At 34.4% G+C, this 13,916-nt stretch carries 17 protein-coding genes; 9 read left to right on the top strand and 8 right to left on the bottom strand.

Annotation, left to right across the window (positions count from 1 at the left end):
* The first annotated feature begins 94 nt into the window (after positions 1-94).
* Positions 95-547: a 3-hydroxyacyl-ACP dehydratase FabZ gene (fabZ, locus tag HMPREF1052_RS10345; protein ID WP_005761810.1), complete on the top strand. Its 453-nt coding sequence runs from the start codon at positions 95-97 to the stop codon at positions 545-547.
* 22 nt (positions 548-569) lie between these two features.
* The gene (lpxA, locus tag HMPREF1052_RS10340) at positions 570-1,358 is read left to right on the top strand and encodes an acyl-ACP--UDP-N-acetylglucosamine O-acyltransferase (RefSeq protein WP_005761711.1); all 789 of its coding nucleotides are present in this window, start codon (positions 570-572) and stop codon (positions 1,356-1,358) included.
* Positions 1,359-1,416: 58 nt separating this feature from the next.
* On the opposite strand, the gene HMPREF1052_RS10335 is transcribed toward lpxA, so the two are convergent.
* The 6 genes from HMPREF1052_RS10335 to ung all read right to left on the bottom strand — a co-directional run bounded on the left by HMPREF1052_RS10335 (position 1,417) and on the right by ung (position 6,009).
* Complete coding sequence (locus tag HMPREF1052_RS10335) at positions 1,417-1,851, bottom strand: methyltransferase family protein (protein ID WP_005761786.1); 435 nt, start codon at positions 1,849-1,851, stop codon at positions 1,417-1,419.
* A 74-nt stretch (positions 1,852-1,925) separates the two neighbouring features.
* On the bottom strand, positions 1,926-2,891 hold the full coding sequence (pfkA, locus tag HMPREF1052_RS10330) for a 6-phosphofructokinase (protein WP_005761793.1): 966 nt from the start codon (positions 2,889-2,891) through the stop codon (positions 1,926-1,928).
* A gap of 125 nt (positions 2,892-3,016) precedes the next feature.
* Entirely contained in the window at positions 3,017-3,910 is an 894-nt protein-coding gene (locus tag HMPREF1052_RS10325) for a cation diffusion facilitator family transporter (protein ID WP_005761695.1), read from the bottom strand.
* On the bottom strand, positions 3,907-4,506 hold the full coding sequence (locus tag HMPREF1052_RS10320; RefSeq protein WP_005761775.1) for a hypothetical protein: 600 nt from the start codon (positions 4,504-4,506) through the stop codon (positions 3,907-3,909). Before HMPREF1052_RS10320 ends, HMPREF1052_RS10325 begins: the two co-directional genes overlap by 4 nt.
* Before the next feature lie 3 nt (positions 4,507-4,509).
* A complete protein-coding gene (gene yaaA, locus HMPREF1052_RS10315; protein WP_005761882.1) occupies positions 4,510-5,286 on the bottom strand; it encodes a peroxide stress protein YaaA in 777 nt (258 codons plus the stop codon).
* Positions 5,287-5,340: 54 nt separating this feature from the next.
* Positions 5,341-6,009, bottom strand: coding sequence for a uracil-DNA glycosylase (gene ung / locus HMPREF1052_RS10310; protein WP_005761799.1), 669 nt, complete (start codon positions 6,007-6,009; stop codon positions 5,341-5,343).
* 299 nt (positions 6,010-6,308) lie between these two features.
* Here ung and grcA point away from each other — a divergent pair, with 299 nt between their 5' ends.
* The 6 genes from grcA to era all read left to right on the top strand — a co-directional run bounded on the left by grcA (position 6,309) and on the right by era (position 12,160).
* Entirely contained in the window at positions 6,309-6,692 is a 384-nt protein-coding gene (grcA, locus tag HMPREF1052_RS10305; protein ID WP_005761890.1) for an autonomous glycyl radical cofactor GrcA, read from the top strand.
* Positions 6,693-6,968: 276 nt separating this feature from the next.
* Positions 6,969-8,762 carry a translation elongation factor 4 gene (gene lepA / locus HMPREF1052_RS10300; RefSeq protein ID WP_005761848.1) on the top strand — a complete coding sequence of 598 codons (1,794 nt, stop codon included), beginning with the start codon at positions 6,969-6,971 and terminating at the stop codon, positions 8,760-8,762.
* A gap of 15 nt (positions 8,763-8,777) precedes the next feature.
* Positions 8,778-9,800, top strand: a complete 1,023-nt coding sequence (gene lepB, locus HMPREF1052_RS10295; protein ID WP_005761757.1) for a signal peptidase I — start codon at positions 8,778-8,780, stop codon at positions 9,798-9,800.
* Positions 9,801-9,802: 2 nt separating this feature from the next.
* Positions 9,803-10,534, top strand: a complete 732-nt coding sequence (lepB, locus tag HMPREF1052_RS10290) for a signal peptidase I (protein WP_005761729.1) — start codon at positions 9,803-9,805, stop codon at positions 10,532-10,534.
* Between the two features lies 1 nt (position 10,535).
* Positions 10,536-11,210 carry a ribonuclease III gene (gene rnc, locus HMPREF1052_RS10285; RefSeq protein WP_005761841.1) on the top strand — a complete coding sequence of 225 codons (675 nt, stop codon included), beginning with the start codon at positions 10,536-10,538 and terminating at the stop codon, positions 11,208-11,210.
* Positions 11,207-12,160, top strand: a complete 954-nt coding sequence (era, locus tag HMPREF1052_RS10280; RefSeq protein ID WP_005761774.1) for a GTPase Era — start codon at positions 11,207-11,209, stop codon at positions 12,158-12,160. The genes rnc and era overlap by 4 nt, the downstream gene beginning before the upstream one ends.
* 96 nt (positions 12,161-12,256) lie before the next feature.
* Here era and HMPREF1052_RS10275 read toward each other — a convergent pair whose 3' ends face one another.
* Positions 12,257-12,724 carry a surface-adhesin E family protein gene (locus HMPREF1052_RS10275; protein WP_005761843.1) on the bottom strand — a complete coding sequence of 156 codons (468 nt, stop codon included), beginning with the start codon at positions 12,722-12,724 and terminating at the stop codon, positions 12,257-12,259.
* Positions 12,725-12,775: 51 nt separating this feature from the next.
* Positions 12,776-13,354 carry a 1,6-anhydro-N-acetylmuramyl-L-alanine amidase AmpD gene (gene ampD / locus HMPREF1052_RS10270; RefSeq protein WP_005761809.1) on the bottom strand — a complete coding sequence of 193 codons (579 nt, stop codon included), beginning with the start codon at positions 13,352-13,354 and terminating at the stop codon, positions 12,776-12,778.
* 104 nt (positions 13,355-13,458) lie between these two features.
* On the opposite strand from ampD, the gene ppdD reads away from it, so the two are divergent.
* Positions 13,459-13,908 carry a prepilin peptidase-dependent pilin gene (ppdD, locus tag HMPREF1052_RS10265; protein ID WP_005761853.1) on the top strand — a complete coding sequence of 150 codons (450 nt, stop codon included), beginning with the start codon at positions 13,459-13,461 and terminating at the stop codon, positions 13,906-13,908.
* The last annotated feature ends 8 nt before the right edge of the window (positions 13,909-13,916 follow it).

The raw sequence follows: 13,916 nt of genomic DNA, 5'->3' as shown, positions 1-13,916 counted from the left end.
AAAGTACGTTTTTCTTTTTCTCCCCTATAAATTTTTGACTAACTGACGTATAATTTACATCTATTTCATATCATAAATAACAAAAGGTAAAGTCGTGACAACAGAAACTAGAGCACCAAGAATTATTGAAGCGCACGAAATTATGACATTATTACCACACCGTTATCCTTTTCTATTAGTGGATCGTGTTGTGGATTATGAAGAAGGCAAATGGCTAAAAGCATATAAAAATATCAGTGTAAATGAGCCTTGTTTCACTGGACACTTTCCAACCAAACCTATTTTACCTGGGGTATTAATTTTAGAGGCACTTGCACAAGCAATGGGCTTATTAGCATTTAAAACCCATGAACTCCAAGGCGGTCAATTATTTTATTTTGCGGGTATTGATGATGCCCGTTTCAAGCGTCCTGTTTTGCCTGGTGATTGCCTTGAATTAAATGTAGAAGTGATCAAAGAACGCCGAGGTGTCACATCTTTCATTGGTATAGCAAAAGTTGGTAACGAGATAGCTTGTGAAGCTAAACTAATGTGTGCTCGCAGATAGGCTAAAGAAAGGAGCTTTTTAGATGATTCATTCTAGTGCAAAAATTCATCCAAGTGCAATTATCGAAGATGGCGCAATCATTGGGGAAAATGTCGTTATCGGGCCTTTCTGTTTAATTGGCTCAGAAGTCGAAATTGGAAAAGGTACTATATTGCATTCTCATGTGGTTGTGAAAGGTATTACACGTATAGGGGAAGATAATCAAATTTATCAATTTTCCAGTATAGGCGATACAAACCAAGATTTAAAATATCATGGTGAACCAACCAGAACAGTAATAGGTAACCGTAACCATATTCGAGAAAGCGTGACTATTCATCGAGGTACAACGCAAGGTGGCGGAGTAACCAAAATTGGTGATGATAATTTATTTATGGTTAATGCCCATATTGCTCACGATTGTATTATCAAAAATCGTTGTATTCTTGCGAACAATGCAACCTTGGCTGGTCATGTACAATTAGATGATTTTGTCATTGTTGGGGGTATGTCAGCTATTCACCAATTTGTTATCATTGGTGCTCATGTAATGTTAGGCGGTGGTTCCATGGTTAGCCAAGATGTTCCGCCATATGTGATGGCTCAAGGTAATCATGCTAGACCATTTGGTGTAAATATTGAAGGATTAAAACGTCGTGGATTTGATAAACCTACTCTGCATGCAATTCGCAATATTTATAAGCTAATTTACCGTGGTGATAAAACCTTAGAAGAAGTTTTACCTGAAATTGAACAAGTTGCACAAAAAGAATCATCAATTAGTTTCTTCGTTGATTTCTTTAAACGTTCAACTCGTGGAATTATTCGTTAATAGCTCTATTATTCTGCTCCTGAGTTAAATTAAATAATTAAGGAGCAGATTTTAATATCTAGAGCCAACGTCTCACTTTCTTACGATAATTTAGATAATCCTCAGTAAACTTATCGGTTAGTATTTTTTCTTCTTCCTTGATCTGCCCCATATTCATCCATAAAATAAAAATAATAATCCCCAATAAACCCGTTGGTTTTCCAAGCCATAATACCTCTGCAACTAAAAATAATAGTAAACTTAAATACATTGGATTACGGCTAACACGATAAATGCCAGAAGTAACTAGTCTATCTGTTTTTTCAAGATCATATGGATTAATTGTAGTTTGATGTTTATAAAACTCCCATACACCTAAACTTGCGACAATAACTGCAACAATAGCCACCACACTAGCGGTAAAGTGCATTGGTAATAATAAACCTAAGTGCGGTAGAAATTTAATAAAAATTCCTGCAAATACAAAAATTAATGGTGGAGGGATAAATAACATAAATATATTATATTGACTGATCTTAAAATAAAAATAGGTTCTCAAAAAAGAACCTATTCATTATATTAAATAAATTATACTAGCTTATCAGCAATGGCTAATAATTCAGCCTTAAATGAACGACGCATATTATTAATTGCATCAATAATATCATGGTGAACTAAATGCTCATTTTGGATACCTACACAATATCCACCTTTACCCTGTAATAAAAGTTGAACAGCATACACACCCATACGTGAAGCTAAAATACGGTCAAAAGCACAAGGTGATCCACCTCGTTGAATATGACCTAATACTGTTGCTCGGGTTTCATGATTAACGCGTGCTTCAATTTCTTTTGCTAATGCATGTACATCTGTGATCAATTCAGTAATCGCAATAATCGCATGGCGTTTGCCTTTTTTAATACTATCTTCAATTTCTTGAATTAATTCTTCACGATTAAATTCTACTTCTGAGGCAACAATATATTCACATCCACCTGAAATCGCCGCATTAATGGTTAGATCACTGCAATGACGCCCCATAATTTCTACAATAGAAATACGTTGGTGAGAGCTTGACGTATCACGTAAACGGTCAATTGCATCAACTGCTGTTTGTAATGCGGTTTGATAGCCAATAGTATAATCTGTACCTGGTGCATCATTATCAATTGTACCTGGAATCCCAATGCACTGAATACCATGTTCTTCTGTAAGTAATTTTGCCCCCGTATAAGAACCATCTCCTCCAATCACTACCAAGGCATCAATACCATGAGATTTCAATATCTCTGCGCATTTTCTACGAACTTCTGGCTTTTTAAATTCAGGAAAACGTGCTGAACCTAGAAATGTACCACCACGAGTAATCATATCAGAAACACTATAGCGATCTAATTGCTTAATCTTATCATGATAGAGCCCATAGTAACCATCGTAAATGCCGAAGACTTCCAATCCTTCCACTAATGCAGTACGAACAACACCACGAATAGCGGCATTCATACCAGGCGCATCACCACCACTTGTCAATACAGCAATTTTTTTAATCATAGGCTTTTTTACCTTAATATATCAATCAATAATAATTTCGGGGTATAAGATACACGAATCAGTGTTTCTCTTCTATAAAAATTTAGGGATTTCTGACAAAAATTATACTAAGATCAAATTTCAAATTACATCATCTTCTTTTCTGCTTGAACAATACTTGTTGGCTCATGGTGAATAACGACTTCCACCGTAGGAAATGCCTGTTCTAAACGACTTTCCAGCTTTTCAGTAATTTCATGTGCTTGCAAAAAACTAAGATGATCATCAAGCTCTAAATGCATTTGAATAAAACGGACTTCACCCGCACGTCTGGTACGCAAATCATGAAAACCAAGAATACGTTTATCTTGCATAATGAGTTGCTCAATCTGTTTAATTTCTTCATCAGGTAATGCTAGGTCTAATAATAATTGAACTGCATCAAACATCATTTTTGCCCCATTTATACAAATATAAATAGCAATCAAAATCGCAAAAATGGCATCGGCAGAATTAAATCCTAAATAGCCTAATAACAACGAAATTAAAATTGCTGCATTCATAACTAAGTCAGTTTGATAATGTAATTGATCGGCTTTTATTGCGGGGCTATCTGTAAATCTAATCACTCGCCCTTGATACAAAACAAGAATAAAAGTAATAACGACTGAAAACATCGTAATACTGATCCCTATGCCTGTATTTTCTACAGGCATAGGATTATTTAAACGATGAATGCCTTGTAATAAGAGAAAAAATGCAGAGCCTGTAATAAAAGCCCCTTGAGCCATTGAAGCCAATGACTCCGCCTTGCCATGGCCAAAAGAATGATTATGATCAGCAGGCATTAATGCAAAGCGCAGAATCAATAAACTAGTAAATGAAGCTAATAAGTCTAAAGTAGAGTCTGTAATGGATGCCAACATACTCACTGAGCCTGTTTGCCACCAAGCAAATAATTTGACCACAATTAACGTTATTGCAGTAAAAATTGCAGCAAAAGAAGCCCTTTTGACTAAATCAGAATATTGAGAACTCATGATTTATTATTTACTTTACAAACCCAATTCCACTCCATTGAGCTAATTCGTTGCATTTCTTTATCAACAGCATATTTTTTCAAATAACCAATAAGTTTTACTTTTCCCATATTCATTAATTTCTTCGTTTTAGGAATCTTTAATGCATATTGATATTGAACGAAACCACAGCCTTCCACATTTTCACCTTTGGCCACGTTCACTTGCCAATTATTATATTGAGCAGAAGGCGCATAAATCACAAAAGAATACAGCGAATGATCTTTTTCAAATAATTGGAAGTGTTCAACTCCTGTATTATTATATACTTTCTCACGAAGCTTCTTACGCTCTTCTAATGAACGTTTTTCTGCATTGACATCATGTAATACTTCAATTTCACTTTTCCAATTAGTCGGCGTTTCTTTTTTCTCAAAATAAATATAACGAGACATACTACCTAAATCACGCTGCGCTTTTAGATAATAAGTTTTAGCATTATGATTAATCTCTTTTGGAACGACTAAGTGCGGTCGTTTTTCAAGATTTTCTACATGTTTTGTATTAACACAACCTGTTAATAAACCAATGAGGACAAAAATAAAATATTTTTTCATGAATTATTTACCTAAATCACGCTTAAATACAAATTCACTGGTAGAAGATGCTTTTTCATCAAACCAATACCCAGCGAGATCAAATTCTTTAAGTTGTTCAACCTGAGTTAAACGATTTTGAATCATATAACGACACATTAGTCCTCTTGCTTTTTTAGCATAGAAACTAATAACTTTATATTTACCTGCTTTATTATCTAAAAATATCGGTTTAATTATCTGAGCCTTTAAACTCTCTGCTTTTACTGATTTATAATATTCATCAGAAGCCAGATTGACTAGAATATTATCACCTTGCTCATCTAAGGCTGTTTGAACAGACTCAGTAATAATATTGCCCCAGAAACTGTATAAATCCTTGCCTTTAGTATTTACTAACTTAGTCCCCATTTCTAAACGATAAGCTTGCATTAAGTCTAAAGATTTTAATAGTCCATATAAGCCAGATAACATTCTCAAATGTTTTTGTGCAAATAACACATCATCATTAGTTAATGTTTCCACTTCTAACCCTGTATAAACATCCCCCTTAAAAGCGTAAATGGCTGCTCTAGCATTTTGTTCATTATGATCAATTTGCCATTCAGCAAAACGAGCCATATTTAAGCCCGCTAGTTTATCACTAATAGACATTAGCGAAGCAATTTGTGCAGGTGATAATTTACGACAAATATCGATAAGTTGTTGGCTATATTGGGTCAAATGCGGTTGAGTAAATTCAAATTTAGGAACCGCACTTTCGTAATCAAGAGTTTTCGCAGGAGAAATAATTGCTAACATTAATATTCCCTTTCTAGTGCTGAGATATTCTTCATATTATACATTAAACTTGCTTTAAAGTGCGGTCAATTGCCAATCAATTTCTGGAATATGATGTGCTTTTAAATATTCATTAGTTTTCGAAAAATGATGACAACCTAAGAAACCTCTATGGGCTGATAAAGGAGAAGGATGAGGAGCAGTTAATACACAATGACGTTGACGATCAATAAATTGTCCTTTTTTCTGAGCATGACTTCCCCATAATAAAAATACTAAATTATTACGATGTTCATTTAGGCTGGCAATAACTCGGTCAGTAAAGGTTTCCCAACCAAATTGAGCATGAGAATGAGCTTGACCTCGTTCTACGGTAAGAACAGTATTAAGCAACAATACGCCTTGTTCTGCCCAATGAATTAAATAGCCATGATTCGGAATCTTAAATCCAACAATATCAGTGGATAATTCTTTATACATATTCATTAATGAAGGCGGTGGAGTAATACCAGGTAATACAGAAAAAGCTAATCCATGGGCTTGATTAGGGCCATGATAGGGATCTTGCCCTAAAATAACGACCTTTACTTGTTCAAATTCAGTCAATTTAAAAGCATTAAAAATATCATGTTGAGGAGGATAGATTGTTTTACCTGCCATACGTTCTGCATGAACTTGCTGTAGAATATTCTTAAAGTAAGCTTGTTCTTTTTCTGCACCAATAACATCTTTCCAGGTTGCCATAATTTTCCTCTCCATAAATATTTTTTATAAATTATAAATAACTTTAATTCCAGTGAATATAAAAAATATGCTTAAATTTTTATAAAATACCCCGAAAAGATGACATAAAAAGTTGATATAGAAAAGTTAAATAGATTAATAAGCAATCAAAAAATCTTGTTTTTATCAAATTAAGATAGTTTTTATAAAATATTTTTATATTACTTATCAAAAATAGTTGAATTTTTAAAAAAAATTGATAAACTGTACAACACTTAAACAATTTATATTAACAATGCCAATATTTGGGAGGCAACTTTATGATTAAAGGTATTCAAATTACTAAAGCAGCAAATGATAATTTATTAAATTCATTTTGGTTATTAGATAGTGACAAAGGTGAAGCTCGTTGTTTAGTCGCTAAAGCACAATTTGCAGAAGACCAAATTGTTGCAATTAATGAATTAGGTCAAATCGAATATCGTGAATTACCTGTCAATGTTGCTCCAACTGTAAAAGTTGAAGGTGGTCAACATTTAAATGTTAATGTATTACGTCGTGAAACTTTAGAAGATGCCGTTAACAATCCTGACAAATATCCACAATTAACTATTCGTGTTTCTGGTTATGCCGTTCGTTTCAACTCATTAACACCAGAGCAACAACGCGACGTTATTACTCGTACTTTCACTGAAAGTTTATAATTTAGAACTTAGTTTAACAATTTTTAACACCTCAATTGCCTGGCATTTGGGGTGTTTTTATATATATTTTTAATTATTTTAATGACTCAATATTGCCATCATTTGATAATAAAAGTGCGGTCGCATTTTTAAAAAATTTTTTAATTAAAAGGCGTAAATTCAACGATAATCCTAGCACTCTTATGCACTTTCAGGTAAAATCAGCCGATTAAACTTTAGCACAATTCTAAAATCACCTTATATAAAAATAACTATTTAGAACATAGAACATTTAAGATGAAAAATATTCGTAACTTTTCAATTATTGCACATATTGACCATGGTAAATCAACCTTATCTGATCGTTTAATCCAAACTTGTGGAGGCTTATCTGATCGTGAAATGGAAACTCAAGTATTAGATTCAATGGATCTTGAACGTGAGCGTGGTATTACCATTAAAGCACAAAGTGTTACCTTAAACTATAAAGCAAAAGATGGTGAAACTTATCAATTAAACTTTATTGATACTCCAGGACATGTAGACTTTTCTTATGAAGTATCTCGTTCTTTAGCGGCTTGTGAAGGTGCTTTATTAGTGGTAGATGCAGGACAAGGCGTTGAGGCTCAAACCTTAGCTAACTGTTATACTGCGATTGAAATGAATCTTGAAGTAGTTCCTGTGCTTAATAAAATTGATTTACCTGCTGCTGATCCTGAACGAGTCGCCGAGGAAATTGAAGATATTGTTGGAATTGATGCAATAGATGCCGTACGTTGTTCAGCTAAAACCGGTGTTGGTGTCGAAGATGTATTAGAAGAGATCGTAGCAAAAATTCCAGCACCAGAAGGCGATCCTGAAGCACCATTACAAGCTTTAATTATTGATTCTTGGTTCGATAATTATTTAGGTGTCGTTTCTTTAGTTCGCATTAAAAATGGAACTTTAAGAAAAGGTGACAAAATTAAAGTGATGAGTACAGGTCAAACTTATAATGTTGATCGTTTAGGTATTTTTACTCCAAAACAAGAAGATACTACGCAGCTAGGATGTGGTGAAGTTGGTTGGGTAGTCTGTGCAATTAAAGATATTTTAGGGGCGCCTGTAGGCGATACCCTCACACTACAACATAACCCAGCATCCTCTGCATTACCAGGTTTTAAGAAAGTAAAACCTCAAGTCTATGCGGGATTATTTCCAGTCAGTTCTGATGATTATGAAGCTTTCCGTGATGCGCTAGCAAAACTGAGTTTAAACGATGCCTCATTATTTTACGAGCCAGAAACATCAACTGCATTAGGTTTTGGTTTCCGTTGTGGTTTCTTAGGTTTATTACATATGGAGATCATTCAAGAACGTTTAGAGCGTGAATATGATCTTGATTTAATTACTACAGCCCCCACTGTAGTATATGAAGTAGAATTAACAAATGGTGATATCGTTTATGTGGATAGCCCTGCAAAATTACCACCATTAAATAATATTGCTGATATTCGTGAACCGATTGCAGAATGTAATATTTTAGTGCCACAAGAATATTTGGGTAATGTCATCACATTATGTGTAGAAAAACGTGGCGTACAAACTCATATGGTTTATCATGGCAATCAAATTGCTCTAACCTATGAAATCCCAATGGGTGAAGTGGTTCTTGACTTTTTTGACCGTTTGAAATCCACTTCTCGAGGCTATGCTTCCTTAGATTATGGCTTTAAACGTTTCCAATCTGCAGATATGGTGCGGGTTGATATTATGATTAATTCTGAACGAGTTGATGCTTTAGCCTTAATTGTCCACAAAGATAATGCCCCTTATCGTGGTCGTGATTTAGTGGAAAAAATGAAAGAACTTATTCCACGTCAACAATTTGATATTGCGATTCAAGCGGCAATCGGTAACCATATTATTGCACGTTCAACAGTTAAACAATTACGTAAAAACGTATTAGCAAAATGTTATGGTGGCGACGTCAGTCGTAAGAAAAAACTTTTACAAAAACAAAAAGAAGGTAAAAAACGCATGAAACAATTAGGAAATGTTGAAGTTCCTCAAGAAGCGTTCTTAGCCATCTTACACGTAGGTAAAGACTAAATAAGGAAAACATTTATGTCTAACTTTTTTTTACCGATTCTTTTAGTAGTCGGTTTTGGGCTCTGGAAAGTATTAGATCATTTTGCATTACCTAATACCTTCTCTATCCTATTAATTATCCTAACCGTTATTTCTGGGATTTTATGGTGCTATAACCGTTTTGTACATCAACCAAAACGTAAACGTCAAATTCTACGTATTGAACAACGTTCAGGCAAAGTTTTAACTGAAGAAGAAAAACAAAACATCGAACCAATTTCTGAAGGTTCTGAATTTGTTGCATCAATTTTTCCAGTATTAGCTTTTGTATTAATTTTGCGTTCATTTATTATAGAACCATTCCAGATTCCCTCTGGCTCTATGGAACCTACTTTACGTATTGGTGATTTCTTAGTGGTTAATAAATATGCATATGGCATCAAAGATCCTGTATTTCAAAATACCTTAATTGAAACAGGTAAGCCAAAACGAGGGGATATTGTGGTGTTTAAAGCGCCTCCACAACCCAATGTTGATTATATAAAACGCATTATTGGGATTGGTGGTGACCGCGTTCAATATAATGAACTGGATCGTAAAATTACAATTATTTATGGTAAAAATGGTAAACCTTGTACTGAGAACTGTGATGTGAAAGAATTTACCTATACTGTTCCTGTAGAAAATAAAGAATTTCAATTTGTCGTCGGACAAAATCCTGATGGTAGCTTGCTCTATGGACCTAGCCCACTAGAGACAACTGAAACAGGGGATGTTGAGCATAAAATTCACTGGTTCCCTGAACCGATTTCTGAAGGTTATCGTTATAAAGCATATAGCTCACAAGATAATTATGTTACTGAATGGACGGTTCCTGAAAATCATTATTTTATGATGGGAGATAATCGTAATAACAGTGAAGATAGCCGTTTCTGGGGATTTGTGCCTGAAAAAAATATTGTAGGCAAAGCCACTTATATTTGGCTGAGTTTAGATAAAAAACAAAATCAATGGCCTACTGGCATTCGTACTGAGCGAATCTTCCAACAAATTAAATAATAATGTTTAAAAAAATCGCTCAGCTAATTGTTTTATTAGCTATGCTACGTGGCTGCATTGCTTATGTATTTAATCTTGTGCCCACTGCAAGTATGGCTCCAACAATCATGCCGAGAGATTTTATTGTTGTAAATCGTCTTGCTTATAACTTGAAAGTACCAATGATAGACTCAACTATCGCAACACTTAATCAAGCTAAGCGTGGCGATATTGTAATTTTTAAACAGCCCAATACTCTAGAACCACAAGAAGAATTTGTGAAACGTGTTATTGGTATTGAAGGTGATCATATTCAGTATGATCAAAAAACAGGATTGGTTAGTATTATCCCTAATTATGAGCGTAATAACTGCAAAATTAATCATTGTGAAATTCAAACCTATAGACAACAAGGTGAATTAAACTACATTAATTCAGAAACATCGCTCCAATCACGACAAGGTGAAGACTTAACATTAATTGAACGTACCGAACAAATAGGCAATATTCTACATTCCATTTTATTGACCAAAGTACGTTATGACCAATCCGCACATTACTTTAAACAAAATAATCTTTCTTTAGGCGAATGGATTGTCCCTGAAGGGCATTATTTTGTGATGGGTGACTTTCGAGAAAATAGTATTGATAGTCGCTTCTTTGGATTTGTTCCACAGGACAACTTAATGGCAAAAGCAATCACAGTTGCTTTCAACCCAAGACAGCAAAATCGTGTTTTAAGAAAAATTCAGTAATATGAACCAGTTAGATAGATTACAACGCCACATTAATTATCAATTTAAAGATGTAGCATTGTTAAAACAAGCATTAACACACCGCAGTGCGGCGACTAAGCATAATGAACGCCTTGAGTTTTTAGGTGATGCGATTCTAAATTACACTATCGCAGATGCTTTATATCATCAATTTCCTCATTGTAATGAGGGTGAACTCAGCCGTATGCGTGCGACTTTAGTACGTGAACCGACTCTAGCAATTTTAGCTCGCCAATTTGAATTAGGTGAATATTTACTGCTAGGACAAGGGGAATTAAAAAGTGGTGGTTTTCGCCGTGAATCTATTTTAGCGGATTGTGTAGAAGCAATCATTGGTGCTATCTCATTAGATAGTAATCTGACAACCGCAACTCAAACTACCTTACATTGGTATGAAGATCTATTAAATAAAATCAAGCCAGGTGAAAATCAAAAAGATCCCAAAACTCGCTTGCAGGAATATTTACAAGGACATCGCTTACCTTTGCCAACTTATGAAGTCAAAGAAATCAAAGGTGAAGCACATTGCCAAATATTTAAAGTAGAATGTAATGTTCCCAATCTTGACCGCACTTTTATCGGCGTAGGAAGTAGTCGCCGTAAAGCAGAACAAGGTGCCGCAGAACAAATTTTGACAGAACTAGGAATTAAATGACAGAAACAAACTTAAATCCCCTTACCAAGGATAAAAATGAAAATCCCACTGAGCAAGAAACTTATTGTGGTTTCATTGCTATTGTTGGTCGCCCTAATGTAGGTAAATCTACCTTATTAAATAAAATTTTAGGGCAAAAAATTTCGATTACTTCACGTAAAGCACAAACGACTCGTCACCGTATTATTGGTATTCATACAGAAGGGCTTTATCAAGCTATTTATGTAGATACTCCAGGATTACATATTGAGGAAAAACGAGCAATTAATCGTTTAATGAATCGTGCTGCAAGCAGTGCGATTAGTGATGTTGATTTAGTCATTTTTGTCGTTGATGGAACACATTGGAACGATGATGATGAAATGGTACTTAATAAACTACGTGAAACGAAAGTACCTGTTGTGCTTGCCATCAATAAAATTGATAACATCAAAAATAAAGATGAAATGTTGCCTTTTATTACTGAATTAAGTAGTAAATTCAACTTTAAAGAAATTATTCCTATTTCAGCGCAACGTGGTAATAACGTCCATAATCTGCAAAAGATTGTACGTCAATCTTTACGTAAAGGGGTGCATCACTTTCCTGAAGATTATGTTACTGATCGCTCACAGCGTTTTATGGCATCAGAAATCATTCGTGAAAAATTAATGCGTTTTATGGGTGAAGAATTACCTTATTCTGTTACAGTGGAAATTGAGCAATTTAAAACCAATGAACGAGGCACTTATGAAATTAATGGCTTAATTCTAGTGGAACGTGAAGGTCAAAAGAAAATGGTGATAGGCCAAGGTGGTCAAAAAATTAAAACTATTGGTATTGAGGCCCGAGCGGATATGGAACGCTTATTTGATAATAAAGTTCACCTTGAATTATGGGTAAAAGTAAAATCAGGCTGGGCTGATGATGAAAGAGCATTACGTAGTTTAGGTTATATGGAAGAATATTAAGCTAAATAAAAATATAACTTAGTCCATTAGATGGTTTTATTATAAAAGTGCGGTTAAAATTTCGAAAAAATTAACCGCACTTTTTATTTATCTGCACTAATATTTAAACAAATTAGTACAAAGCACCTGCGCTAAAGTATTCAGAGATGATCCTGAACGTAAATTAACTGTATTTTTACGTTGGTGAGGTAATGAAACTCTCTCTCCTACTCCCCAAAATTCGCTATAGTAATCTGTATTTAAATGCGTTAAACGCATCGTCTCACAATTGATAATCTTTGCTTGACGCATAGATCTTGCAAATTGAGTTTTATCTTGATAGAGATAAGTCCCTTGGGTTAGATTAATTACAGCATCAAAATGAATCATATGCTTTTTCTTCGTATCAAGCCATACCGAATTAATATCTGCATAATATTGTGAATCTGGTGACATTCTTACAAAGCCAGGTCTTACTAGCGCTGGCGGTTGTAGTGGTTTGGTAGGCAACGGTTTCTCATCTACAGGAGCACTACAAGCAACAATCATCATTGTCATCATAGATAATAATATGAGTTTTTTCATTTTGGACTCCTTAAACCATAATACAATGGGGTTATTAAGGTTACCTTATTTTTACATATTTTTTGATGAACTGCTAATTAAATTAAAATATTTACTCCAATCAAAGTATTGACCTGGGTCAATCTTACGTCCTGGTGCAATATCACTATGTCCCACAATACGATTTGTAGTAATTTGAGGATAAGTTTTTTGAATTTGTTTGGTCAATTGTGCCAAACTTTGATATTGAGATTCTGAAAAAGGTTGTGTATTGCTACCCTCCAATTCAATTCCAATGGAAAAATCATTACATTTTTCTCTCCCCTCAAAAGAAGAAATGCCAGCATGCCAAGCACGATCATTAAAATTCACAAATTGAGTAATACGCCCATTTCGATCAATGAGACAATGTGCTGAAACTCTCACCTGATGAATCTCAGCAAAATAAGGATGCCCCATTGGATCTAATCTACCTTGAAAAAAATCCTCAATATAGCCACCACCAAATTGTTCTGGTGGCAGGCTAATATAATGAATCACCAATAAAGAAATATCCTGATTATCCGGTCGTTTATCAAAATGAGGTGAAACCACTTTTCTTACACTGGTAATCCACCCATCTTTTATATTTAATTGCTGTTTTTCTACCATAAATTTTATATTTTGCGAGTTAGATCGAGAAATTCTGCCAAGCCTTTTGCCTCTTTTCTCCATTTATTAGATTGTAGAATCATTTAACACTAGAGGAAAATTTCATGAAAAACTACCGCAGTTTATCTCCATCTTATCGACTTCAAAAAGGCTTTACGCTTATTGAGTTAATGATTGTTATTGCTATTATTGCAATTCTTGCCAGCATTGCAATTCCTTCTTACCAAAATTATACAAAAAGAGCCGCGATTTCAGAATTGCTCCAAGCATCTGCACCTTACAAAGCTGATGTAGAATTATGTGTTTATGAAAAAGGCAAAACAGATGAATGTAGCTCTGGTAGTCATGGCATTGCAAATTCACAAAAAATCAAAGGAAAATATGTCGACAATATTCAAGTCACATCTGGAGAAATAAAAGTCACTGGTAAAGAGAGTTTAAGCGGGGTTAGTTATACATTAAAAGCCACAGGTGACGCTTCAAAAGGCATTACTTGGGAAACCACTTGTACACCAAATAAAGATGATTTTCCAGCAGGTTTTTGTGATAAATAAGTGATCAT

The organism is Pasteurella bettyae CCUG 2042, from assembly GCF_000262245.1.
GTDB lineage: Bacteria > Pseudomonadota > Gammaproteobacteria > Enterobacterales > Pasteurellaceae > Basfia > Basfia bettyae.
The sequence above is the reverse complement of the archived record's forward strand: the minus strand, read 5'-3'. Positions and strand labels throughout refer to the sequence as shown.